Source organism: Maribacter sp. X9 (genome assembly GCF_048537565.1).
In the GTDB taxonomy this organism is placed as follows: domain Bacteria; phylum Bacteroidota; class Bacteroidia; order Flavobacteriales; family Flavobacteriaceae; genus Maribacter.
In genome coordinates, this window is sequence record NZ_CP183215.1 from 316861 (window position 1) to 343793 (window position 26933).

Below are 26933 nucleotides of genomic sequence, written 5' to 3' on the forward strand. Positions count from 1 at the left end.
ATGCAAAAAAAACCTTCGGAAAGAATACAGGAACTCGGTTTGATATTACCCCCCGCACCGCCTCCTGCCGGATTGTACAAACCTGTTTTGGTAATTGATCATTTTCTATATGTTTCAGGGCAAGGCCCTATGAAAACCGATGGCTCGCTAATCATTGGAAGAGTAGGTGATACTATGGAGATGGAAGAAGCTAAACTGGCGGCCCGTCAAGTAGCATTGACGATGTTATCGACCATCCAAACCCATTTTGGGGATATTGATCGCATTAAACGCATCGTAAAAACCCTGGGAATGGTCAATTCGGCTCCAGATTTCGGACAACAACCGTTGGTCATCAATGGCTTCAGCGAATTAATGTCCGATATTTTCGGGCCAGATAATGGCGTGGGTGTGCGTAGTGCCGTAGGAATGATACTACCCGGTGGTATTCCCGTTGAAATTGAGGCACATTTCGAACTTCATCAGTAAGACCTAATGGAAAATAAAAATTGGTATTCCTTGAACCACCCAAACGAGGTTATTTCTCCTTCCCTCTTGGTGTATCCCGATAGGATTCAACATAATATTAATCTTATGATTTCCATGATCGGGGATGTATCTCGATTACGACCCCATGTAAAGACCTATAAGAATGCCAATATCATTCAAATGCAAATGGATAGTGGCATCACCAAGTTTAAATGTGCCACGATTGCCGAGGCCGAACTTTTGGGAAATTGCAAAGCGCCCGATGTACTTTTGGCCATGCAACCTGTAGGACCTAATGCTGCACGTTTTATTGAACTGACCCAAAAATTCCCCGATACCAAATTCTCTACACTGGTAGATAATGAAACTATGCTTTCAGTTCTTTCTGATTTAGGAGCGCTTCACAAAACCAAAATACATCTTTGGTTAGATATCAATAACGGGATGAACCGTACCGGTATTACCCCAAATAAGAAAGCATTTAATCTATATAGACAATTTTGTTCAAATGCAAATATTATTGCAGAAGGTTTGCATGTCTATGACGGACATTTACGAAATACGGATCCAACGATTAGAAAAACTCAATGTGACACAGCCTTCGCATCTGTTCTCTCCTTACAAAAAGACATTGAAGATAATGGGTTACCGCGCCCTAAAATTATTGCCGGTGGATCACCGACATTTCCCTATCATTCTAAACGAAAAGAAATCGATGTAAGCCCAGGCACCACATTATTGTGGGATGCAGGTTATGGAAGTCAATTCCCAGAAATGGGATTTTTACCGGCAGCAGTTCTATTGACCCGTATATTAAGCAAACCCGCAACCGGTATTCTGTGTTTCGATTTGGGCCATAAATTCGTCGCCCCAGAAATGCCTTTCCCCCGTGTTGATTTTTTAGATTTGGAACACGGTAGACAGATCAGTCAGTCAGAAGAACACTTTGTTGTGGAATATGATGACCTTACTATTCCAGAAGTAGGCGATGCACATTACGCTATCCCCAAACATATATGCCCAACCGTAGCAAAGTATGATACCTTGACCGTAATTTCCAATGGTAACGTAATCGACCATTGGGAGGTGGTGGCAAGAACCCATAAAACCACAATTTAAACATGTTCATATTCGATGCCCATTTAGACCTATCCATGAACGCCATGGAATGGAACCGAGACCTTACCTTGCCCGTAGAAGAAATACGGAAAATGGAGGCAGGGATGACCGATAAGCCAGACCGGTGCAACAACACCGTTTCGTTAGATGCGATGCGAAAAGGAAATATAGGTCTCTGTATGGCTACACAAATTGCCCGCTATGTACATATAGATAATCCGCTACCCGGATGGAAATCTCCTCAACAAGCTTGGGCCCAGACCCAAGGGCAATTGGCCTGGTATAAAAGTATGGAAGATCTGGGCCAAATGGTACAGATCAAGAACAAGGCAGAATTAGAGGCTCATATCGCACTTTGGAAAACCGAGGCAAAAAATAAACCGATAGGCTATTTGTTAAGTCTTGAAGGAGCCGATTCCATTATCGACATCTCTTATTTGGAAAAATCGTACGAACAGGGATTACGGGCCATTGGTCCGGCACATTACGGTCCGGGCACCTATGCCCACGGCACTAATTCATCAGGAGGAATTGGTGCAAAAGGGAGGGAGCTTTTAAAAGAAATTCAACGACTGGGCCTTATTTTAGATGTTACGCATCTATGTGATATCAGTTTTTGGGAAACCATGGTAAATTATGACGGACCTCTGTGGGCCAGCCACAACAATTGCAGAACTTTAGTTGACCACCATCGACAATTTACCGACCAGCAAATCAAGGAGATTATTGCAAGAAAAGGTATCATAGGGGTCGTGCTAGACGCTTGGATGATGGTTCCAGATTGGAAACGAGGAGTTTCAACGCCACAATCAGCCAGGGTAAGTTTAGAACAGATTACAGATAACATTGATCATATTTGTCAATTGGCAGGAAATACCGATCATGTGGGTATCGGTTCAGATTTAGATGGAGGCTTTGGAACGGAACAAGGTCCGGCAGATGTAGATACCATTACCGATCTTCAAAAGATTCCTACCTTATTAAAAACAAGAGGGTATTCCGAAACAGATATTGAAAAAATCATGCATGGAAATTTCATCGGTTTTCTACAAAGAAATCTGAAATGAATTCTTGTCTTAGTACATAAAAGGGTGAGCCATAAGCCGAAAAAATCTAGCGATAATGAACTACTTGGAATCTACCTATTATTTTGACTTTGAAAATGACGCGGTTCAAAAGCTCATAACCGGGCTTAAGGAAAGTGCACTATCGAACAAAGAAAAAACAATTAGAATTTACACGGAGGTTCGGGACAAATGGAAATATGACCCTTATACGATAAGTCTTTTAAAAGAAAAATATAGATCTAGCCATATTGCCCAGAAACAGACTGGAAATTGTATCGAAAAGTCCATCCTATTAATTTCTTGTCTTCGTGCGTTGGGCATACCTGCACGATTACATTTAGGAAAAGTTAAAAATCATATCGCCGTAGAAAGGTTAATCGAAAAGTTTGGATCGAATGAATTAACCCCACATGGCATGGTAAGCGTTTATATTAACTCTAAATGGTTGAAAATGTCGCCCGCATTTAATAAATCATTGTGTAAGAAACTGAATGTTGATCCATTGGACTTTGACGGAGAGAACAGTTCTTTTTTACAACCGTACAATAGTGAGGGAACAAGATTTATGGAATACTTAGACGACTACGGATATTTTGAAGATGTGCCCGTTGATTTCATGATAAAAAACATCAAAGAACACTACCCGCACATATTCGATACGAAGGAAAAAATAACGGAATTTAAACTTTAGAAACCAGTAAAAAATACGGATAAAGCAAGAATCTCAATTTGATGAAACAGTTACACTATATTTTTTGTTTGCTTTTGGTTTTCGGCCTCAGCGTTGAAACGGTTTCATTTGGTCATGAAAGCTATTCTAAAAAGTATGATCATGAATTAGCACTATACGTCAAAAGAAATTTTAGCGATAAAAATTCTTGTCTCTATTTATCCAATGAATACCATTCTCTTAGACCAAAAATTTTCACTCAAAAAATTGAATCTCTAAAAACTTCCGAGGTTCATAATAAGCATACTTCCATACGTTTAAAGTCGCAATTCACCCTGTATCAAAAATTGAGTTCAATCATTGCCCAATGTGTTTTTTTGAGTGAAAAGTTAACCTCCCACCACCCATCTTCTCATTTGTACATAGCCTAAAACTCACATGTAGGTATCATGCAATTAGTTGCATGAAATGATAAATCAATACAAACCTTTTATCATTTCTAAAATGTATAATCAAAAAAATAAGACCCTCTTAGAGAAATCCATTAATCTCTATCGTTGGGTCAAAAGAAAAATCATAGTAATCATTGCTGCAATAATGATAGGTGTATCAAATGTAATTTATGAAGAGGACAAAATGATTGAAACAAAACAAAATCATATCGAACAAGAACAGGAGAAAGATTAATGATCATTTTTATTTAATTCTATAGTAGAAAAAATCTCCATCCATTGATGGTAGTTTAACGAATTGTAATATTCAAAAATGTTATTTAACAATGCATTAAGGTCACATGGCAGGGTAATTGTTATCTTTATTTTGAAATATTCGTTTTAATAATGAACAAACAACGGATCCTCTTTGTACTCTTTTTTGGATTTACCTTGCATACACTTTTCGCACAGGGAGAATTTCCTACTAAAAAACCTTTAAAAATAGAAGCGGCCAAACCTTTGGAACCCTTAGGAAATCCAAATTCCAGTCCGGTATTGAATATTCCGCCAATGAAATTGGACGATCCCAATTTGGATATGAATCAACCAAATCCTATAAAAATGTTACCCGATGAAGAATTGGTACAAGCGGGTACAGGCATGAAAATTGACCCACGCATTGGCCCCGGTGAACGATTAGGTGGCTCTGGACAGTTTTTCCCAGATCAGTACTTAGGGGATATCAAGAGTAACGGGAGTTTTATAGGTATTGTCTGCAGAGATCATGAATTTGTAGATGGTGATCGTGTGAAAATTTATTTGAACGACCAGGTTGTGGAACCTAACCTATTATTGACCGGGGCATTTAAAGGTATCAATGTCGATTTACAACCAGGTTTCAACCGATTGGACTTCGAGGCGTTAAACCATGGCTCATCTGCACCCAACACGGCGCAGGTAGATGTTTACGATGAGAAAGGACAACTACTTTACTCCAACAAATGGTTATTGTCCTCAGGATCTAAGGCTACTTTGATTGTTACCAAAGAATAAGCTTACCGTTTTTCACACTTCCATCCCTTTTCACTGCAATCCTTATTTGATATCTTTGTGACTTCACACGAAAAAATTAGCATGGCGAAAAAATATAAAGTTGCGGTCATTCAGGTAAACCTGAACAATACAGCAGAGGAGAATCGAAAAAAATGCTTGGAATGGATACGAAAAGCGGCCAACCAAGGTGCTGAAGTCATCAGCCTACCCGAACTCTATAGCAGTCATTATTTTTGCCAAAGTGAGGATGTGGAAAATTTTTCCATTGCCGAGCCGCTTGGTGACATCTCCTTTACCGCATTTAGTGCAATCGCCAAGGAATTGGGGGTAGCCCTGATCGTTCCTTTCTTTGAGAAACGAATGTCTGGCATCTACCACAATAGTGCCTACATTATCGATACCGATGGATTCCGTGCCGGGCTATACCGAAAAATGCACATTCCAGATGATCCCCATTTTTATGAGAAGTTTTATTTTACCCCAGGAGATTTAGGATTTCAATCCATTCCTACTAAAAAAGGCAATATTGGAACCCTTATCTGTTGGGACCAGTGGTATCCAGAAGCCGCACGGTTAACGGCAATGAAGGGTGCAGAGATTTTATTTTACCCTACCGCCATTGGGTGGCATCCGTCCGAAAAAGCGGAATATGGCGAAAACCAATACGGCGCATGGATGAACGTAATGAAAGGCCACGCTGTAGCGAACGGAATCTATGTTGCCGCAGCCAATAGAATCGGCTTGGAACAATACCTTCCTGATACCGATGGAATCGAATTCTGGGGAAAATCCTTTATCTGTGGACCCCAAGGGGAAATACTGGCCTTGGCGTCACATGACAGAGAAGAGATTCTTATCGCAGAAGTGAATCTGGCCCACCAAGAAAATGTACGGCAAAATTGGCCCTTTTTTAGGGACAGGCGAATCGATGCTTTTGGGGATTTGACCAAACGCGCTTTAGACTAAATCCTATGGCTACACGAAGATTTCCTGCTGAATGGGAACCGCAAAAAGGAATTTTACTATGCTTTCCGCATAACGGAAAGGATTGGCCCGGAAAGTACGAGGCCATTCAATGGGCTTTTGTAGAGTTCATTAAAAAAGTTTCCCTTTTTGAAACCGTATTTTTAATGGTCGCCAATGATTCCTTAAAGGAAAAGGTGGCCGACTTACTCCTAATGGCATCGGTGGACCTTGAAAGGATTTCATTTATCCTTCATAAGACCAATCGTAGTTGGATGCGTGATTCTGGACCTATTATCATTAAGAATAATGGGAAATCGGAAGCTATTAATTTTAATTTCAACGGATGGGCCAAGTACAACAACTGGCAATTGGACAAACATGTGCCTGCCGTAGTATCCGATTTTTTGAAAGTCCCGCTTACACAAGCAACTTACAAGGGAAATAAAATCATCTTAGAAGGTGGTGCCTTGGAAGTTAACGGAAAAGGTACCTTAATCACTACGGAAGAATGTCTGCTACATCCTTCCATTCAAGTACGAAATGAAGGTTATACGAAGGCCGATTATGAAGCTGTATTCCAAGAATATTTAGGGGTAACCAATACCATTTGGCTGGACGAAGGGGTCATTGGCGATGATACCCATGGCCATGTAGATGATCTATGTCGCTTTGTTAATGCCGATACCGTGGTAACCGTGGTTGAAACCAACAAAGCACACAAGAATTACAAAACCCTTCAAGATAATTTAGAACGCCTTCGTTCGGCAAAATTGGAAAATGGTAAATCGTTAAACATCGTGGAATTACCCATGCCTAAACCGATAATTTTCGAAGAGTTGGAACTGCCGGCGAGTTATGCCAATTTCTTGATTATCAATGGTGCCGTATTGGTGCCCACCTTCAATGACTCCAATGACCGTATCGCATTGAACATTCTCGCCGATTGTTTCCCTGACCGGGAAGTTATCGGTATCAACTGTATCGATTTAATTTGGGGCTTTGGAACCTTACATTGTTTGAGCCAGCAAATACCGGAATAAAATTTAAACTCATGTTCAAATTCAAATTCAAGAGGCAAGTTCAAGTTCAAGTTCAAACTAAGACCAATCCCTAGGATTATAAAAATTACTTCCTTTTCCCAGGCACATATGTTTCGGCTGCCCTGTTCAACACATCCTCCCTATAATAGGCCGCATCCTTCCAGTCGATATTGATATACATTTGGGTCTGGTCATCAAAATGAGGAGATTTTGGATTGCCACTTTGACCTCCCGCCAAAATCGTTTTTGCCTTTACCTTATCGCCAAACTCCACTACCGCTGTAAAACTATTGCCACGGGTACCATAGATTTTTTTAGCTCCAGGCGTGGTATATCTGGCTCCATAAGCGGCCAAAGCACCCCAGGTCCCCGATGCAAATCCCACTGGAACGCTGGGTAGGCTGTCGTTAAAAGTCTGTACAATATCCCCATTAAGGCGCTGATACCTGTTGACTTCGCCCCATGGCATTTTCCAAGTGCCGAAATCCGATTCCAATTGGGTAATGGTTTCTTGGAACAGTTGCAATTTCTCGGTATTAGGGGAAGAACCGCCCCAATATTCGATCAGCTCCATACCGTTCATGGCTGAAGGCCGAACTGCCTTGCTATAACTGATTATTCCATAAAAATGCGCCAAGGTCATCGCGATGGATTCTTTGGAGGTCCTATAATCCCATTGCCGTAAAACCTCAACGGCCTCTTTCAAATCTGAAACGGGTTGCGCATCAAAAGCTTTTACCAAACCGGGAATCAAGGCTTCAAAAGCAGGTAAATAAGGGTCGTGGGCCAATTTAATAAGGCTGTCGATGGTATATCCCTTGTGGTCCGTCAATAATTGAATCGCGTGAACCCCCCTGAAGTTTTCCTGATCTTTGGACATATAGTACGGATAATCTTTCTTTTTTGGACTATTTCCCAAGGCTGAAGTATACGGGGTGGAATTGCAATTCTGTATCCATCCGTTTTCTGGGTTCAATACCAAAATATTTTCATCAACGGTATGCAATCCTTGCCAATCGGTCTGCGGATTACTGCCATCTACCGGAAGGGAATAATCAAAACGTATATCACGCTTCGGAACAAAGTTGCCATGGAAATAAGCGATATTTCCTTCCGCATCGGCGTAAACGGTATTATTACTTGAATTTGTACGGATATCCATCATTTCTCGAAACCCCTCATAGCCATCTTGTTTGGTCCGGATGAAGGACTGTTCCAAGGCCTTGACCGGTTCCCACATCATGGCCGAGGCGGTCCACTGACCCTCGACCATATGGGTTATGGGTCCGTGATGGGTCCTATACGTAGGAAAGATTTTTTCCTTGATGTCATCCCCTATTTTGTATTTTAAAACGATTTCCGATGAAGTTACGGGACGCAGCTCCTCACCATATTGATAGAAGACATTATCCTCATTCTTCACCAAGGTTTCCTTGAATTCATCCATGACATCGGTATATGTCGAGGTATGCATCCATCCGGTTTTTTCGTTAAAACCCTGGTAGACAAAAAACTGGCCCCAAGTCACGGCACCATAGGCATTCAATCCTTCTTCCGATACCACATGCACCTCTCCCCTAAAATAAAAGGAGGTATGCGGATTGATCAGCAATAAAGGATTTCCCGATTGTGTCAGTTCCCCCGAAATGGCGATTCCATTAGAGCCCTGGGGTTCTTCGGCCTCCTTTTCTATTTTCAGCTTTACTTCTTCCAGTTCAGGGATTTCCATAGCACCCTCGTAAAAAGCAGCTATCTTCTCGGTCGAAATCCGCTCGATATCCCCACCTATGGAACCTTCACTAAAATACATGGGCATCCAGGGTTCAAAACGGGTCAATAATTTTGGCTTCACCTCCGGGTGGGTATGGAGGTAGTAATTTACACCATTAGCAAAGGCATCACATAATTTCTTCAGCCATTCGGGACTTTTATCATAATTGGCTTTTGCCTCTGCTTCGGTCATGAACAATTTTGCACGCAGATCACTGTATAAGGCATCCTCACCCTCTACTTCGGCCAAGCGGCCCGTGGCCCAGATATAATTTTGTTCCACCCTATTGAAGTCGTCCTCACACTGGGCATACAAAAGTCCGAAAACGGCATCGGCATCGGTTTTTCCATAAATATGGGGCACTCCAAAATCATCTCGAATGATTTCAACTTGGGCTGCTTGGGATTGCCATTGCTCAATTTCAGATTTAGGTTTATCAGTGGCGCAGGAAAATAATAGCAGGAAATTTAAAAATGATAACTGTTTCATAGGGTGTTCTGTTTGTAGCCACAAGATACTGACAAAGATTGAAAGGAATGCCAATCCAAATGGCTAAGCCCAGTTTTATAAATGGATTTGAAGTAACTTGCAGTCTTCAAAATTCATCCTTTCATGTCCGAAAAAAAAGTCAGTATCCTTACCGCTTTCAAGACCATTATCTGGCCTAGACGCAAGTTGGTCTTCATTGGTTTGGCCCTAATCGTGGTAAGTAAAGCGGCCAGTTTTGTTGCTCCGTTATCACTAAAATATTTAATGGATGACATCATCCCGAACAAGAATGTCGAACTTTTAAAAATTTTGGTCACCGCAGTCGGTTTGGCGATACTCGTGCAGGCGGTCACTTCTTTTTTACTCACCAAAATATTAAGTGTACAGGCCCAGTTTTTAATCTCGGAACTACGGGCTCAGGTACAGAAAAAAGTGCTATCGCTTCCCATCCGGTTTTTTGACAATACCAAATCTGGGGCATTGGTCTCGCGAATCATGAGCGATGTGGAAGGGGTACGTAATTTAATTGGTACCGGACTGGTGCAACTGGTGGGCGGTACCATTACCGCAGTAGTTTCCTTAATTCTACTATTGCGCATTAGTTGGACTATGACCCTATTCACCTTAATTCCGTTGGCGATTTTTGCCCTGATTGCCTTAAAGGCCTTTAAAATCATTAGACCCATTTTTAGAAACAGAGGTAAGATCAATGCAGAAGTTACCGGTAGACTTACCGAAACCTTGGGCGGTGTCCGTGTCATTAAAGGTTTCAATGCAGAGGCGCAAGAAAACAAAATCTTTGAAGAAGGGGTGGAACGTCTATTTATCAATGTCAAGAAGAGTTTAACGGCAACGGCCTTTATGACCAGTTCCTCCACTTTCTTACTCGGACTGGCCACCACTGGCATTATGGGCATTGGGGGGTATAAAATTATGATGGATGAATTGACCATTGGAGATTTCTTGACCTTTACCTTTTTATTGGGATTGATGGTTGCCCCCATAGTGCAAATGAGCAATATAGGAAGCCAATTGACCGAAGCTTTGGCGGGGTTGGACCGTACCGAAGAACTGATGAACATGACCCCAGAATCTGACGAGGAAAATAGAACGATTACGTTGACCGATTTTGAAGGACACATCGTATTCGATGATGTTTCCTTTGCCTATGAAGAGGACAAAGAAGTGCTTCATAACATAAGTTTTGAAGCAAAATCCGGAGAGGTCATTGCGCTGGTAGGAAGCTCCGGCTCCGGGAAAAGTACCATTGCAGGTTTGGCCGCTACGTTTTTGAATCCGCAATCGGGTAGCATAAAAGTGGATGGTCAGGATATTTCAAAAGTGAATTTGGGCAGTTTCCGAAAACACCTAGGGGTGGTATTGCAGGATGAATTCCTTTTTGAGGGCACCATCCGTCAGAACATTTTATTCCCAAGACCCAATGCCACGGAAGAGGAATTGCAAAATGCCGTACAAGCAGCGTATGTAAACGAATTTACGGACCGTTTCGATGATGGGTTGGACACCTTGATTGGCGAAAGAGGCGTAAAATTATCGGGTGGGCAACGGCAGCGTATTGCTATTGCACGGGCTGTTTTGGCGAATCCTAGAATCTTAATTTTGGATGAGGCCACTTCCAATTTGGATACCGAAAGTGAAGGTCTTATCCAAAAAAGTTTGGCGGAACTGACCAAAGGAAAAACGACGTTCGTAATCGCACACCGTTTAAGTACGATTCGAAAGGCAGACCAAATCTTGGTAATCGAAAATGGCCGAATCGCAGAGCAAGGCACCCATGAAGAATTGATTGCTACGGAAGGCAGGTATTATAACCTGTTTACGTACCAGGCGAGGATTTAGGTTTGTGGTTAGTGAAAACAGTATTCAGTATTCAGTAAATAATATTTTTTACTTAAACCAAATATCATCCTGAGCATAGTCAAAGGGACTAAAAACAGATTTTTATAGATTACTTCGTCGTTTAAAAGCCTCCTCGTATTGACGTTTAGAGTTCTTCTGGAGCCAGTTGAACTTCTAGTCCGTCCATGTCCTCAGAAATGTGAAGTTGACATCCCAATCTAGAATTTTCTTGTACATTGAACGCTTCGGAAAGCATGGCTTCCTCATCATCCGATTTTTCCGGAAGTACATGATCGGACAGCACATAGCATTGACAAGAAGCGCACATGGCCATTCCGCCACAGATGCCGATAGTTCCTTCAGGAGCTAGTTCATAGGAGCGCACGACTTCCATCAGGTTCATGTTCATATCTGTTGGGGCGTCAATTTCATGAGCGACACCTTCGCGGTCGGTAATTTTGATTTTGATATCCATGGATAGGAATTAGGTATTAGGAGTTCGTGAATTAGTTTTGTATTAGAATTAATCAGCCGTTTTTTTCATCGATTGGATAAGTCCGAACAGCATCTTTGAAATTTCATTTGATTTATCGATCAACAGATTAGCATTTTCTGTACTTAGGTAATTCAATTTTGTGGACAAATATAACATGGATCTTACTTCGCTATTTGAACTAACGGCAAAATAGAGGAATCTTATAAAATCAGGATTGGTCCTTCTATCAAAACCTTCGGCAATGTTATTGGAAATCGAAACCGACGCCCTTAAGATTTGGTCTTTAAAAGAAGAATCTTTGAGGTTTGAAAAATCTTCATAAATCAAAACCGCAAAATCTTGAGCCTTTTTCCATACCACTAAATCCTCAAACTTTTTTACCGCCATTTTTTGAACTTCGCTAACCTAATTACTATTTCCTTGCTCCTTGCTCCTAAAAACTAATCAATCGATTTCACTACTGCCTTTGGCGACTCCTTTTTACTCCCATCAAAACCTTCAACGCCACCAACGGTCGTATATTTCATGACGTATTTTTTATCTGGAAATATTTTTTGATAAGCACTTTGGCACATTAGCGTAGCTTCATGAAAACCGCATAGAATCAACTTTAATTTACCAGGATAGGTATTGACATCACCAATGGCATAAATACCGGGAATATTGGTTTGGTAATCGAACGTATCGACTCTGATCGCATTTTTCTCTATCTCCAATCCCCAATCGCCAATAGGCCCTAATTTTGGGGAAAGTCCGAATAAAGGAATAAATGCATCCACCTCCAAGCGAAGGTCTTCCTTGGCATTGGTCGTTTTTCGAACTAAAACCGATTCTAAGGAATCGCTTCCATTCAATCCCACGATTTCACCCGGAGTGATCAAATTGATTTTTCCCTGATTTTTTAATTTCTGTACCTTTTCAACGGAATCCAATGCTCCCCTGAATTCATTTCTTCGATGCACCAAGGTCACTTCGGAAGCCACATCGGCCAAGAAAATACTCCAATCCAAGGCAGAATCCCCACCACCGGCAATGACTACTCTTTTGTTACGATAGACTTCAGGGTCTTTAATGATGTACGAAACACCGTTATCCTCAAATTGGCTCAAATTTTCCAATAAAGGCTTTCTAGGCTCAAAACTACCTAGGCCTCCAGCAATCGCTACAATGGGCGCGTGGTGTTTAGTTCCTTTATTCGTAGTTACGATAAAGGTGCCATCGGCTAATTTATCAATCGTTTCCGCACGTTCCCCCAAGGTAAAACCGGGTTGAAAGGATTTGATCTGTTCCATGAGATTATCGACCAGGTCACCCGCCAACACCTCGGGAAAACCGGGAATATCGTAGATGGGTTTCTTAGGGTAGATCTCGGAACATTGTCCGCCAGCCTGTGGAAGGGCATCGATTAAATGGCATTTTAATTTTAAGAGTCCGGCTTCAAAAACGGCAAAAAGACCCGTAGGTCCCGCACCAATTATTAATATATCGGTTTCAATCATTGAAAAAATCTATTTTTTAAACACGGTAAAGGTATTTGGCTACAGAAGTAAAAATAATGACATAAGTCAGGTTATCCGGCTATGTTTATTACCTCATCGATTTGGGGAGCGTACTTTTTAATGGTCATTTCCACCCCACTTTTTAGGGTCATTTGATTAACACTGCACCCAACACAGGCACCTTCTAATCTAACCTTTACGGAATGGTCATCATCTATGGAAATTAGGGTAATATCACCTCCGTCACTTTGTAAAAAAGGTCTGATTTCCTCCAATGCTTTTTCCACGTTTAATTTTAGTTCTGCAGATGTCATATCTATTTTTTCTTAACGGCGGAACAACCCGCCATTGTTGTAATCTTTATTGCTTCAGTTGGCGGAAGCGTTTTGTTCCTGCCCACAACCTCTAGCACTACTTGTTTTGTCAACTCCTCAAAAGCGGCTTCGACCGGAGTCGCCGTTTGTAAGGCCGCTGGTCTCCCAGCATCTCCCGCTTCACGTATACTCTGTACCAAAGGAATCTCTCCTAAGAAAGGTACATTTAAATCTTCCGCTAAATGTTTAGCCCCCTCTTTACCAAATATATAATATTTATTGTCGGGTAACTCCGCTGGTGTAAAGTAGGCCATATTTTCAACGATACCCAAAACCGGCACGTTGATAGAATCTTGTTGAAACATCGCCACTCCTTTTCTGGCATCTGCCAAAGCCACTTCTTGTGGGGTACTGACCACTACCGCACCTGTTACCGGTAAGGCCTGCATGATGCTCAAATGAATATCGCCCGTACCCGGTGGCAAATCGATCAACATAAAATCCAGTTCACCCCAATGGGCATCGAATATCATTTGATTGAGCGCTTTGGAAGCCATTGGCCCTCTCCAAATGACCGCTTGGTCACGCTGTGTGAAAAACCCGATGGACAATAATTTCAGCCCGTAACTTTCTACCGGTTTCATTTTGGATTTTCCTCCTACATTGACCGCCAAGGGCTTCTCGTTGGCAACATCGAACATAATGGGCATGGACGGACCGTAAATATCTGCATCTAACAATCCTACTTTAAAGCCCATTTTCGCCAAGGTTACTGCCAAGTTTGCCGTCACGGTAGATTTACCTACCCCTCCTTTACCGGAAGCCACCGCAATAATATTGGTAATACCCGGAATTGGTTTTCCCTTGATTTCATTAACCTTGGGTTTTGCCGCAGGAGCATCTACCTTGATATTGATTTTGATTTTCGCCTTTTCGTAAACCTCTCTATGGATAATTTTTAAAATCTCCACTTCAGTCTTTTTACGGGCCTGTAGGCTTGGGTTATTTATGGTAACATCAACCTCAACTTCATCCCCGAAAATCTGGATATTCGTTACCGCACCACTCTCCACCATATTCCGCCCCTCACCGGGAACCGTAATATGTTCCAAGGCCTTTAAAACGTCTTTTTTATCTATCTTCATTATGTAAAATCATTCTAAACAACAAATATAATCCTTAGACGGGAGATAATGAAGTTACACCATTGAAAATGAAGATATCATTATAAAAAGAAGCTGTTGTTATGAGAAATGAAAATCTTGTCTATTTACTTTCCCAAGGATAAAAGATGCGTATTAAAAAACGTAAATTCGGATTTATAAGACCAACCCATAACATTATGACCGTATTAAGAAAAAACAAACTATACCTTTTACTCTTACTTATTTTCCTCACGGCCTGTTCAGGTTCTAAAGCGAAATTTTCTAAAAAGGATGTCAGAAATTCTCAACGATTGATGGGATTGGACTTTGACAAAAAATATATCGATACCCTTTATCCTTATCTGGAAAAAAACAGGGAAGGATTCGATTCGCTCCGTAAATACACGTTGAGTAGCGACGTTTTTCCGGCGGTGCGTTTTGATCCCTTACCGGCCAATTTTACGCCCAGACCACAGGAAGGTTTTCCTGATTGGGAAATTCCGGAAGACGTCGAACTTCCTGAAAACAAGTCCGAATTAGCATTTTATACCATCCCACAACTCGCTTCGCTCCTCAAAAACAAAAAAATAAGTTCTTTGGAGTTGACCCAATTTTTCATTGAACGGTTAAAAAAATACAATCCCGTTCTGCAATGTACCATTACCATTACCGAAGCAATGGCCCTGGAGCAGGCTAAAAAGATGGATGAAGAATTGGCCTCAGGCAATTACCGAGGAATTTTACACGGTATACCCTATGGTGTTAAGGATCTTATGGCGGTAGAAGGTTATAAAACCACTTGGGGAGCCGAGCCTTACCGAAACCAAACCATTGATATGACCGCGACCGTTGTTGAAAAGTTACAAAATGCCGGAGGTGTTTTAGTGGCCAAATTGGTCTCCGGTTCCTTGGCCAGGGGCGATGTCTGGTTCGATGGAAAAACAAAAAATCCCTGGGATGTAACACAAGGGGCGAGTGGTTCCTCGGCTGGTTCTGGTTCCGCCACCTCGGCAGGCTTGGTTCCCTTTGCCTTGGGCACAGAGACCCTTGGTTCCATTACCTCGCCGAGCACCCGTAATGGCATTACCGGATTACGACCAACTTACGGAAGGGTAAGCCGACATGGGGTGATGAGCCTAAGCTGGTCTATGGATAAAGTTGGCCCCATGGCCAGAAGTGCGGAAGATTGTGCCATTGTCTATAGTGTCATTACCGGAAAAGATCCTAAAGACCCCACTACGACTGATTATCCGGATGGATTTGAACCGAAAAAGGACATCAAATCCCTGCGGATAGGCTATTTAAAAAAGGATGTGGAAAAGGACACCTCCAAAAGTAAGGTCAATTTGGAGAAGGCAATCGCTACGTTTCAAAACATGGGGCTGGACCTTACCGAAGTGGAATTACCTGAAGATGTCCCTTATAAAAGTTTTGACATCATTTTACGCGCCGAGGCCGGGGCGTTTTTCGATGACCTGGTTCGTTCGGGTGATGTGGACCAGATGGTGGAGCAAGATCAAAAATCAAGGGCCAATTCCTTACGCCAAGCCCGTTTTATTCCAGCAGTAGAATATTTACAGGCCAACCGACACCGACAAGTACTCATTGAAAAAATGGAGACTATCATGAAGGATTTTGATGTCCTTATATCTCCAACTTTTGGCAATCGGCAATTGGTCATTACCAACCTGACCGGTCATCCTGTGATTTCCATACCTACAGGATTGGATGAGGAAAAACATCCTACCAGTATTACTTTAGTAGGTAATCTTTATGATGAGGCGAGCATTCTATTATTGGCCAAAGCGTTTCAAGAAAACACCGAATTTGATGAAATGCATCCGGAGGGGTATTTGGATTAAAATAATTTTCTACACCTGTCTACCATCCAATAGGTTGATAATTCGTGAACCGTATTCGGCATTCTTTTCAGAATGGGTGACCTGAATTATGGTGACGCCTTCCTCCTTGTTCAGTTTTTGGAATAGTTGCATGATTTCCTCGCTCTGCTGCGAATTCAAATTTCCGGTAGGTTCATCGGCCAAAATCAATTTGGGTTTCCCGATCAAAGCCCTGGCGACACCCACCAACTGCTGTTGACCCCCACTGAGCTGAGTAGGAAACAAATCTTTTTTACCAACAATATTGAAACGATCCAACATATCGGCCACTAGGGCTTTCCGTTCTGAACCCTTTATCTTCTTATATAACAAAGGCATTTCCAGGTTCTCCTCAACGGTAAGCTCATCGAGCAAATGATACGATTGAAATACAAAACCGATATATTCTTTGTATAGATTAGAGCGGTATTTTTCCTTTAGGGTATGTACGGATTCATGAAGGAACTGATACTCGCCCTCATCAAAGGTATCCAACATACCGATGACATTCAATAAAGTAGATTTACCGGAACCGGACGGTCCCATGACCGAAATAAACTCTCCTTCTTCAACTTGCAAGTTGATGTCCTTTAATAGAAAGACCCGTTGTCCTCCTTGTTGTACCCATTTGAAAATATGGTTTAATTGTAGTAGCATTTTTTGATAAGTTTATTAGTGAGTTAGTGGTTAGTGAATTATTGTAAGATAGTTTAAACTTTATCCATTGCTTTTATAAAGCTTTTTGAATATATAAATATTATTCATCCCTTAACGAGTCTACCGGATTTGCAATTGCCGCCTTAAAAGTCTGCCAACTCACCGTGACAAGTGCTATTGTTAAGGCCGTAACACCGGCCAGAACAAAAACCCACCAGCTAAAATCAGTTTTATAAGCAAAACCTTCTAACCACTTGGACATTGAATACCATGAAACAGGAATAGCAATGAGAAATGCGAAACCTACCCATTTTATAAAGTCTTTGTTCAAAAGGGTTAGTACTTGAGCAATTGTTGCTCCGTTTACTTTTCGTATACCAATTTCTTTTTTGCGCTGTACAACGGTATAGGAAGTTAGTCCAAAAAGCCCCATAGAGGCAATAAGTATGGCCAATATCGTAAAGATTTGAAAGGCCGATCCAAAAACTTTATCCTCATTATATTGCGCTTCAAACTTTTCGTCTAAAAAAGTATAGTTAAACGTGCTTTGCGGAAACCTTTCCTTCCAAAGACGTTCAATTTGGGAAATTGCTCCGCTCATACCCATGGTAGACACTGCGCTCTGGTCTATTTTTATAAGAACATTTCTGACGTTTCTATTATATCTTAAAAGCATTGGTTCAATACCTGTTTTCAATCCAAAATGATGATAATCTTTTATTACTCCAGAAACAATCCAATCTTGATCCCAGAATTTTATAGTCTTGTCAATAACATCCTCCATTTTTGAAATCCCCATATGGTTCACAAATCGTTCATTTAAAACAATTCTGTTACTATGTCCTTGTGATGTTTCAACAAATGGACCCCCAGCTACAAACTCCATATCCATCAATTCAAAATATTCAGGTCCCACAACATAATTATACCATATTCTTTTGTCATCCCTTGTACCATCTGGATAGGTAATTCCAACTGAGGACGAAAGATTTTCATATTCTCCTCCTGGATAGGTTTGTGCCAGAACCGTACTTTTTACGAATGATAGACTTTTGAACTCATTTTTTAAGACTTCTATTTCATTTCGTACAATCGAATCAGATTTATCACCCATAACCTTACCGCTAATGGATAATACCTGATCGAGATTTGCACCAATAGGTTGATTTTGTAAAAAATCTATTTGCTTGGATACTAAAATTGTTCCTGTAAGTAAGACAATGGTAGCCAAAAACTGACCTATTATCAGTGTTTTTCTTAAGACCAAGCCACTTCCTGAAGTACGTATTTCACCTTTCAATGCTTTGGCAGTTGTAAAATTGCTCAAAATGAACGCTGGATACATCCCCGACACCAACGTACCTAGAAGAATGAATCCTATCATCGGTAAGAAATCTCCAAAAGTAGAAATACCTACTTCAAGTTCTTTTCCAATGTAATTACTGAACAACGGTAGGACCATAAGTATTATGATAGTTGCCATGATTATGGCAACTAGGTTCAACAAAAATGATTCTAGTAAGGATTGAAAAATAATCTGCGGCTTTTGCGCACCGGCCACCTTGCGAATACCTGTTTCCTTTACCCTTTCTAAAGATTTTGCAGTGGAAAGATTTACATAGTTCAACCAAGAGAGAATAACGATGATAATAGCAATAGCCAAAAGAAAATTAACCCTGCTAGCACTTCCGTTGGCCTCTGCCTCATAAGGTTTGTCGGAATGCAAATGAATATCCTCTAAAGCCTCTATATTATGTCTTTCGAATGGTAATGCCTCCACTTTGAAATCCATGATTTTTTTCTTCAGCAACGCTACATCTGTCTTTTCGTCTATTTTTATATAGGTAAATAGGTTATTACCATTCCAATTCGGTTCTGGGGTATCTCGATATCCTTCCCATGATTTTAATGTACTGAATGAAATCAAAAAATCATTCTTCATATGAACATTCGTCGGCAGATCTTTCATAACTCCATTTACGGTAAATATTTTTTCCGTACCATAAAAGATTTGAACGGATTTGCCAATTGGATTAACATTACCAAAAATCTTTTTGGCAAGTGATTGTGTCAATACTATTGTATAAGGGTCTTTCAATACGTTATTTAAATCTCCCTTTAGCAAAGGATACTTAAAAATATCGAAGAACGATGGGTCTGCTACTGCACCTTTCTCACCGTTGATCAATCTATCATCATGCTTAAAAGTTACATCGGTAATATGCCCGAGCCTCACAAATTCCTGAATTTCTGCAAATGCCTCTTTCAATGTGGGTCCGCTCAAGTTATAGGTCTGGGCATCTCCAGGCACAAAAACCCCATCTTCCGTATAATCCATATAGACGCGTTGTACGTTTTCCGAGCCATCAAAAGTATCATAGGTTTGTTCGTAGTTTACATATAGCATTATCAGTACAAAAGATGCAATACCAATAGCCAGTCCAAAAATATTGATGAAAGAATACAGTTTATTCTTGAAGAGATATCGTAAAGCTATTTTCAGATATAATTTGTACATATTCTATTTGATTTTATTGCCTCTCAACCTTAAGCCCTATATTCTTTTCGAATATCATGCCATAACTTTATGGTCTATAAATCAGTGTTTTATGTAATCATTAAAATGTGAAGTGTACATTATTTTGACATTTTATGTCCAATATTTTTACAAAAACGAATCAAAATGAATTCTTACTCTGTTCGTAAACTATTTACTGGGTTTTGTTTTGCGGCCCTATAACTATTCCAACTAATAGTTAGCATCGTCGTAAAAATGGTAATACCGCCCGCCAAAAGGAACATCGAAATATTCAATTCTATTTTATAGGCAAAACTTTCAAGCCACTTGTTCGCGCCCAAATAGGCGATGGGTACCGCAAAAATAAAGGCAATTATTATCCACTTTAAAAAATCGGTATTGAGCAATACCAATATTTCAGAAATAGTAGCTCCGTTTACCTTTCGTATGCCTATTTCTTTAAAGCGCCGTTGGGCAACCATCAACGAAAGTCCTAAAACACCCATTGCGGAAACCAATATTGCAATTAACGCAAAAATCAGAATAAGGTTCTTTTGTACTAATTCCGTTTTATAGACATTCTCATAAAGGGTACTTACAGGATAATATGACAATGGATAATTTGGGAACATCTCCTCCCAAGTTTTCTCGATTGCTGCAATTGCGGTTGTTTTCAATGAAGGCTCGTAGGAAATGGCAATATTCTCCAACCAGCTATTTTCCCTCTTAAACAGAACCAACGGTGCCACCTTAGTCTGTAATCCTGAGAGATGGAAATCTTTCACTACCCCTATTATTTTACCCTCAGGAAGAACAACATTATCTACAGGAGAAATTAAGGCAAAATCCTTATCAAGTACTTCATGTGGGTCTTGAAATCCCAAGTAATTAAGGGCTGTGGCGTTTATAATATATTCACCATTACCATTTTGATCTATACTTTTCTCAGTAAAATTCTTACCACTTAAAAATGGTAATTCAAATACATTGGCAAAGGAATAGTCACAAGAAAAAATACCTATAAATTTATTTTCAGTATCAGGGGCATCCTCCATTGTAAACGGAAACATATCATTGGTTTCACCTCCCGGTGGTGACATCATTGCTGAGACGGAACGGATGGCGCCTTCCTTAAGTAGCTCGGCCTTAAAGACCTGAAAATCTTTTTGCACGTCGGCATGAACGTATGGAATACTTATTACATTATCTTTTGTAGCCCCCATAGAATTACCAAGAGCATAGTTGGTCTGACGAGTAATAACGATGACCCCGACCAACAATACTATGGCCATAGCAAACTGGGTCACCAACAGCACCTTATGGGTTTTAACAGAACTACCCTGCTTGATTCTATTTCCCAGTGTAACCACCCGAAAACCTTTTTTGACAACAGGATATACCCCTGCCAACAAACCTAAAATAAAAAAACAAAGCATTACCCCCAAGGCAAATAACAAGTTAGACTCCAGAAAATTAGACTGATAATGGTTAAGAATAAAACGATTCAATTGAAAAGTACCCAATAAAACCAATACCAGCGAGCAGAAAAGAATAATCGAACTTTCCATAAGAAAGTAGCGCATCGTTATACGGTTAGATGACCCCAGAATTTGATTCAAGGCCAAAAACTTTTCCAAGTAAGCTGCCATACCCAGATTTAAACTGGTAAAATTACTTAACGAAATAAAGAGCAAGATTAATCCTGCGATAGCCATGAGGTATATGTTCGACGTGCTTCCATTCGCTTCAATCTCTCGAAGTAGATTGGATGTTAAATGAATATCATTTAGCGGCATCAGATGCGCCTCTATTTCTGTTTCAGAATTCCTATCTAAACCATAAAGGTCATTTAACTTTTGAGAAATCTTGGGGATTACTTCCTTAAAATCAGTGTTAGCTTTAAGAAGTGTATATACATAAGCCCAACCCGAAATAGCATCAGCTCCTGGCATAATCAATAACTCTGGATGCATATGGCTTTCCTGTGCAAAGTCTTCCATTACCCCCTTAATAGTAAAGCTCGTCTCAATAGTGTTATAGTGACCGGGAGGTAAGGAAATTATTTTACCCATCGGACTTTTATCCCCAAAAACTTTATGCGCTAAGGATTTTGAAATTACTGCTGAACCTGGATTCGCCAAGGCTAAATTGGAATTTCCTTCGTAAAAAGAAACGTCGAAAAGTTTAAAAAATGTATCATCTACCGCAAAAGCTTGATCTATAGCATAATATTGATCATCCTTTAATAAAAGCTTGTCACGTAAAGGCATCATACGTACCAAAGCTTCTATATCGGGTATATCTAGTGGTAGTTGGTTGACTTTTTTGGCATCTGTAATTCGGGCAAAATGAGCTCCCTCAAAAACATCAGGATTGGTTGTGGTCAACCTATAGATACGATTCGCCTTATCATGACCCTTATCATAACTCACTTCTTTTTTTAAAAAAAGAGCAATAAATAGAACTCCACAGAAACCAAGTGACAATCCTACTATTTTGATAAGATTTAAAACAATCCTCTTTCTTATATTCCTTAACGCATATCTAACAAGCATATGTTCATTTTATCATTCTGGTGTTGAATTCACTTTTTAAAGTATTATTCTAAGTTTTTACTCCGTTCGTAAACTTTTTACCGGATTGGTATTTGCAGCCGCCATTGTTTTGATACTCATAATCACTACTGCCAATAGAATCATGGCTAGTCCGCTTAACGCAAAAATCCAACAACTTACATTGGTCTTATAGGCAAACCCTTCTAACCAATAGCTTAATCCGTACCAAGCGATAGGTGCGGCAATTACAAAAGCGATCAATACCAATTTTAAAAAATCTTTTGATAGCAATAAATTCAACTGAAGGATAGAGGCGCCAAGAATTTTACGCACGCCTATTTCCTTAGTTCTTCGCTCCGTCGTATGCATGACCAAACCTAATAAACCTAGACAGCTGATTAAAATAGCTAGGGCTGTAGCCCACTGTAGCAATGTTGCTGTTTTTTGCTCACTTTCATAAAATTCCTTTACCGTATCATCCATAAACGAATACTCAAAATCTGAATCGGAATATAGATCTTTCCAAATAGTTTCAATCTGGGCAATGGTTTGGGACCAGTCGCTCGTGTCAAGGCCGTTCAGTTTAAAATGTATAGTTCTGAATTGCGTCCATCTACCCGTGTAAGAACTTCCGGTAAAAGCCATTGGTGAAACTCCATATTTTAGCGAATGCTGGTTAAAATCTTCCATCACTCCAACTATCGGAAAATTTTCATTATCGGCCCTAATATTCTTACCGACTGCACTTGCTGGCTCATCGATGCCTATAACTTTTAAATAGGATGTATTCACTACATATTCCCTAATTGAATCGTTTAAGGGCAACCGACCTGATAATAAATTTAGTTTATAAAGATTAAAAAAGCCTGGATTGCCATAGAGCAATTGCAGGTCTGAATTCACCTCTTTCTCACCATCTACAAACGAGACACCCATGCTCATCGTTGTATAGGAAGCTGGAGGATTTCCAGAAAGAACAACTTCAGAAATACCGGGTAATTCTTCCATTTCGGCTACAAAGCGTTTACGTTTGTCATAAGAAGCGTCCCTCCATGGAGTTCTAAAATAAGCGATGGCCTCTGTTTTAAAACCCATATCCTTTTTCATGACATAGTTCAGTTGTTTCCCTACCAATAAGGTGGCGATAATAAAAACTTGTGCGATGACGAATTGAAAAACAATCAGATACTTACGTAATACTCCTTTATCCGTCGTTGGTAGCACCTGTTGTTTAAGAACGGATATAGGTTTGAATTTCGAAAGAATCAGGGCAGGATAAAATCCTGATAAAACAGTAACCACTATCAATAATAAGACGATACCTATCATAATCGATGGACTCCAAAAAAGCTCAAAAGTGAGGCCTTTCGGAATAAAATCTGCGAATAAATAAAGTAGCCATTTGGATAGAAAAAAAGATACCATTGCCGCGGCTAACGTAAGTAGAAATGTCTCTCCTAAAAATTGGAATATCAGCTGCAACCTTGAACTTCCCAGTGTTTTTCTGATTCCTATTTCTTTGGCACGCTGAATGGCCTGCGCTGTATTCAGGTTAATAAAATTGATACACCCTAAAAGCACTAAAATCGCGGCCAATACAAGCAAACTCTGTAATACGGCCATGGTAGTACGACTCTCACTAAAATCAAAGATCCCATAGTTTGGATTCAAATGAATATCTGAAAGGGGTTGGATTTTATAGGTATTGGTTCTTCCTTCGGCCACCATTTCGGGTTCATCATGTTCTTTGGCCATTTGGCTTAAGATTTTTTGAACTTCTGATGAAACTGTATTTTTCGAAAGTTTGATGAACAATTGAGAAGCTGAGTTCGTATTGTTCCAACTGCGTTCGTTAACAGCGTTGGTCATATCTTGGGTTACGGCTGTTTTTAAGGAAATGAACTCCTCAAAAACTATGTCCGTTCTCTTATGAAAGTTGGCAACAATACCGGTAACCATTGCAGGAATGGTATCTTGATATACTACGGACTTACCAATAATTGCATCCAAATCCTGGTTCGGGAAATACTTCTCGGCCCTTTTTTTGGATAACACCACTTGATTGGGAGCTTCTAAAACATTAAGCCTGTTCCCTACTAACCATTCATAGTCGAAGGTTTCAAAGTAAGCGGCATCGGTATAAATAACAAATTCTGGACTTTTGAACCGGTTTCCTGTTTCCTGATTCTCAACATACAAAGGATATGTTAAAAAAAACGGAGCAACAGTTTCCAATTCTTCCATCTTAAGATCTTGAAGTGCTTCGGCTAACGGCACAGTTACTCCGGAATTATAAAAATCTCCATCGGGACTTGTAAAAGAAGTAGTTACCCGATAAATTCGATCACCATCTGGGTGGAACTTATCAAATGTCAAATCATAAAAGACCATAGCTCCAATAACAAATGACGCACTAAGACCAATGGATAGGCCCAAAATATTGATCAAGGAGAATACTTTATTCTTCCAAATATTCCGAAAAGCAATTTTCAAGTAGTTCCTAAACATATTTCTAAGTTATTCGGTACGTAAACTTTTTACCGGATTGGCCCTTGCCGCTTTTATGGTTCGTGTCCCAATCGTGAGCAATGCTATTACAATGGCGATGGCACCGGCACTTACAAAAAACCATATACTCAAGTCTATTCTATAGGCATAGTTCTGTAGCCATTTCTGCATTATATACCAAGCAATAGGTGATGCGATAAGAAATGCGAAGAAGACCAGTTTTAAAAAATCCTTGGTAAGAATGTAGGTGATAGACGTTACGCTTGCCCCAACGACCTTTCGAATTCCAATTTCCTTGGTCCGTTGCGAAACAATCAACATGGACATGGCAAAAAGTCCCATACAACTTAAAATAATGGCGATGATGGAACCGCTAGATATCATTTTGGCAGTTGTTTTTTCACGTTTAAAGGTTCTATCGACATTCTCATCCAAAAAAGAACCTAAAAACTCTGCATTGGGTTCCAGTTTTTTCCAAGTGCGTTCTAGGGCCTCAAAAGAATCAGCCATATGCTTAGGTGCCACTTTCGCATAGGCATAGGTAAGCCCCCACTCCCTACTCATGTAAAAGGTGATGGGTTCAATGTCCCTATCCAAATCATTAAAATTATAATCTTTGATGACACCCAATACAGGATAATACAACCCATCTTCAATTTCTAATTGCGCCGTAAGGGGGTCTTCCTCTCCCAGTTCCTTGGCCATAGCTTCGTTGATGACCACTCCCAAACTATCAGCGGCGCTTTCAAAATCCCTACCTTCCACTAGCTGTAATCCCAAGGTTTTGATATACTCATGGTCCACCACTAGAAAATTGGTAGTCACGGCCCGACCTTTATATTCAAATCCTATTTTACTATGCGATCTACTACCATCCTTTCCGAGTCCTAGATTATTATCGGCCCCGCTCACCGATATGATATCTGGATTACCCCGTAATTCATCGCGTAACAATTCCACCACATCATTGCTATTACGTTTTCCGTTCAACGGAAAGGAAACCACCTGTTCTTTATCATAGCCCAAATCCTTATTCCGCATATACTCGATTTGGCCCCACAATACCAATGTCCCTATAATCAGTAGAATCGCAATCCCGAATTGAAATACCATAAGCACGTCTCTAACTTTGTTATCGCCCGTAGCTTCTAATTTTCCTTTTAGGGATTGAATGGTACCTAAGCGACTCATTAATAGAGCGGGATATCCACCCACAAGCATCGATATAATCAAAACCATACCGAGCAGACCAAAAATTACCATAGGTCTCAACAACATTTCAGCTGAAATATGTGTATTGAAGAGGGTCTTAAAATCATTCATCAATACCAAAGTCAACAAAATACCTATCCCGATCGAGACTAGAAATACAAATAGACTTTCACTCCAGAATTGAAAAAAAAGCTGTGATTTTTGAGCTCCCAAGGTTTTACGCATGCCTATTTCCTTTAGGCGTTTGGCCGATTTGGCAATACTCATGTTGATATAGTTCACACAGGCAATGAATAGGATCAAAAAGGCAACCCCAAGAATAAGATACGGCATGCTTCTGCTGATTTCTATAAATCCACTTTTAAGACTCGTAAAATGAACATCGGTCATGGGAACCAACCTCAGGTCAATAAATCGGCCATTAGAATCTGAAGATGCTCCGTCCCTTCTTAGCCTTTCTATGCTTTCCTTATAATGAAGGTCTATGAACGACTTGCTACTATTTTCAAAACCGGAAGCGGTAACGCCATCCTCGAGCTCTACATATACATCATGGTATTGCGAATCCCACTCCTCCTTATTTTTAAAATAATCCCGATGGCTCTCAAACCGTGCGGCGATTTCAAAATCCAAAGAGCTTTGTGGAACGATATCCTCCGTGATCGCACTTACGGTAAATGGTTTTTCGACACCATTTACCAATAGATTCACTGTTTTACCAATTACATCGGTAGAACCAAAAAGTCTGTTTGCCGCTTTCTTCGTCAACACTACAGCGGACAGGTCGTTCAAAGGCTCATTTTCATTACCATTGGAAATGGGAAAACTGAACATTGAAAAGAAATCGTTGTCCACCCAAACAACATCCATATCTACCTCTTTATCATTGTAAAAGGCAAGGGTACCGTCCTGTAAATATCTTGTAATTCGTTTTACACCCGGAACCTCGGCCCTTAAGGAAGGGGTAAGGGGTGCGGGTTGTACCGTGCCCGCTTCGGGACCTTTTGGGGTCTGTTGGGTGCGGACAATCTTGTAGATGGATGCTCCATTTTCGTGGAAATTATCAAAGGAAAGTTGATACAATGCGGCCATTCCCAATAAAATGGCTACCGCAAAAGCGACTGATAAGCCAATGATATTCAAAGAGGTATTCGTTTTGTCCTTTATTAGGTTTCGCCAAGCGATTTTTAGATAGTTTTTAAGCATGATTAT

General features: G+C 40.4%; 20 protein-coding genes. 9 read left to right on the forward strand and 11 right to left on the reverse strand.

Annotated elements, in window-relative coordinates:
* The 7 genes from ACNR9Q_RS01295 (at nt 1) to ACNR9Q_RS01325 (ending at nt 6817) form a co-directional block, all read left to right on the forward strand.
* Nucleotides 1-468, forward strand: coding sequence for a RidA family protein (locus tag ACNR9Q_RS01295; RefSeq protein ID WP_419212773.1), 468 nt, complete (start codon nt 1-3; stop codon nt 466-468).
* 6 nt (nt 469-474) lie between these two features.
* Nucleotides 475-1587 carry a D-TA family PLP-dependent enzyme gene (locus tag ACNR9Q_RS01300; protein ID WP_419212774.1) on the forward strand — a complete coding sequence of 371 codons (1113 nt, stop codon included), beginning with the start codon at nt 475-477 and terminating at the stop codon, nt 1585-1587.
* 2 nt (nt 1588-1589) lie between these two features.
* Entirely contained in the window at nt 1590-2654 is a 1065-nt protein-coding gene (locus ACNR9Q_RS01305) for a dipeptidase (protein WP_419212775.1), read from the forward strand.
* A gap of 55 nt (nt 2655-2709) precedes the next feature.
* The gene (locus ACNR9Q_RS01310; protein WP_419212776.1) at nt 2710-3345 is read left to right on the forward strand and encodes a transglutaminase-like domain-containing protein; all 636 of its coding nucleotides are present in this window, start codon (nt 2710-2712) and stop codon (nt 3343-3345) included.
* A gap of 818 nt (nt 3346-4163) precedes the next feature.
* The gene (locus ACNR9Q_RS01315; RefSeq protein ID WP_419212777.1) at nt 4164-4811 is read left to right on the forward strand and encodes a hypothetical protein; all 648 of its coding nucleotides are present in this window, start codon (nt 4164-4166) and stop codon (nt 4809-4811) included.
* 81 nt (nt 4812-4892) lie between these two features.
* On the forward strand, nt 4893-5777 hold the full coding sequence (locus ACNR9Q_RS01320) for a carbon-nitrogen hydrolase (RefSeq protein ID WP_419212778.1): 885 nt from the start codon (nt 4893-4895) through the stop codon (nt 5775-5777).
* 5 nt (nt 5778-5782) lie between these two features.
* The gene (locus ACNR9Q_RS01325) at nt 5783-6817 is read left to right on the forward strand and encodes an agmatine deiminase family protein (RefSeq protein WP_419212779.1); all 1035 of its coding nucleotides are present in this window, start codon (nt 5783-5785) and stop codon (nt 6815-6817) included.
* Nucleotides 6818-6902: 85 nt separating this feature from the next.
* On the opposite strand, the gene ACNR9Q_RS01330 is transcribed toward ACNR9Q_RS01325, so the two are convergent.
* Nucleotides 6903-9077 carry an acylase gene (locus ACNR9Q_RS01330; RefSeq protein WP_419212780.1) on the reverse strand — a complete coding sequence of 725 codons (2175 nt, stop codon included), beginning with the start codon at nt 9075-9077 and terminating at the stop codon, nt 6903-6905.
* A 123-nt stretch (nt 9078-9200) separates the two neighbouring features.
* Here ACNR9Q_RS01330 and ACNR9Q_RS01335 point away from each other — a divergent pair, with 123 nt between their 5' ends.
* On the forward strand, nt 9201-10937 hold the full coding sequence (locus ACNR9Q_RS01335; protein WP_419212781.1) for an ABC transporter ATP-binding protein: 1737 nt from the start codon (nt 9201-9203) through the stop codon (nt 10935-10937).
* A 145-nt stretch (nt 10938-11082) separates the two neighbouring features.
* Here ACNR9Q_RS01335 and ACNR9Q_RS01340 read toward each other — a convergent pair whose 3' ends face one another.
* From ACNR9Q_RS01340 to ACNR9Q_RS01360, 5 genes are all read right to left on the reverse strand, one after another.
* A complete protein-coding gene (locus tag ACNR9Q_RS01340; protein ID WP_419212782.1) occupies nt 11083-11412 on the reverse strand; it encodes a 2Fe-2S iron-sulfur cluster-binding protein in 330 nt (109 codons plus the stop codon).
* A 48-nt stretch (nt 11413-11460) separates the two neighbouring features.
* Nucleotides 11461-11820, reverse strand: a complete 360-nt coding sequence (locus tag ACNR9Q_RS01345) for a four helix bundle protein (protein ID WP_419212783.1) — start codon at nt 11818-11820, stop codon at nt 11461-11463.
* 53 nt (nt 11821-11873) lie between these two features.
* Nucleotides 11874-12932: an NAD(P)/FAD-dependent oxidoreductase gene (locus ACNR9Q_RS01350; RefSeq protein WP_419212784.1), complete on the reverse strand. Its 1059-nt coding sequence runs from the start codon at nt 12930-12932 to the stop codon at nt 11874-11876.
* Between the two features lie 71 nt (nt 12933-13003).
* Nucleotides 13004-13246, reverse strand: coding sequence for a NifU family protein (locus tag ACNR9Q_RS01355; RefSeq protein WP_419212785.1), 243 nt, complete (start codon nt 13244-13246; stop codon nt 13004-13006).
* Nucleotides 13247-13248: 2 nt separating this feature from the next.
* Complete coding sequence (locus tag ACNR9Q_RS01360; RefSeq protein WP_419212786.1) at nt 13249-14391, reverse strand: P-loop NTPase; 1143 nt, start codon at nt 14389-14391, stop codon at nt 13249-13251.
* Between the two features lie 197 nt (nt 14392-14588).
* Here ACNR9Q_RS01360 and ACNR9Q_RS01365 point away from each other — a divergent pair, with 197 nt between their 5' ends.
* Nucleotides 14589-16253 carry an amidase gene (locus ACNR9Q_RS01365; protein WP_419212787.1) on the forward strand — a complete coding sequence of 555 codons (1665 nt, stop codon included), beginning with the start codon at nt 14589-14591 and terminating at the stop codon, nt 16251-16253.
* Between the two features lie 9 nt (nt 16254-16262).
* Here the strand turns inward: ACNR9Q_RS01365 and ACNR9Q_RS01370 are convergent, their stop codons facing one another.
* The 5 genes from ACNR9Q_RS01370 to ACNR9Q_RS01390 all read right to left on the reverse strand — a co-directional run bounded on the left by ACNR9Q_RS01370 (nt 16263) and on the right by ACNR9Q_RS01390 (nt 26927).
* Nucleotides 16263-16928: an ABC transporter ATP-binding protein gene (locus ACNR9Q_RS01370; RefSeq protein WP_419212788.1), complete on the reverse strand. Its 666-nt coding sequence runs from the start codon at nt 16926-16928 to the stop codon at nt 16263-16265.
* A 100-nt stretch (nt 16929-17028) separates the two neighbouring features.
* The gene (locus ACNR9Q_RS01375; RefSeq protein ID WP_419212789.1) at nt 17029-19446 is read right to left on the reverse strand and encodes an ABC transporter permease; all 2418 of its coding nucleotides are present in this window, start codon (nt 19444-19446) and stop codon (nt 17029-17031) included.
* 173 nt (nt 19447-19619) lie between these two features.
* Complete coding sequence (locus ACNR9Q_RS01380) at nt 19620-22001, reverse strand: ABC transporter permease (protein WP_419212790.1); 2382 nt, start codon at nt 21999-22001, stop codon at nt 19620-19622.
* A gap of 57 nt (nt 22002-22058) precedes the next feature.
* Nucleotides 22059-24509 carry an ABC transporter permease gene (locus tag ACNR9Q_RS01385; RefSeq protein ID WP_419212791.1) on the reverse strand — a complete coding sequence of 817 codons (2451 nt, stop codon included), beginning with the start codon at nt 24507-24509 and terminating at the stop codon, nt 22059-22061.
* A 9-nt stretch (nt 24510-24518) separates the two neighbouring features.
* Nucleotides 24519-26927 carry an FtsX-like permease family protein gene (locus tag ACNR9Q_RS01390; RefSeq protein WP_419212792.1) on the reverse strand — a complete coding sequence of 803 codons (2409 nt, stop codon included), beginning with the start codon at nt 26925-26927 and terminating at the stop codon, nt 24519-24521.
* Nucleotides 26928-26933 lie beyond the last annotated feature (6 nt).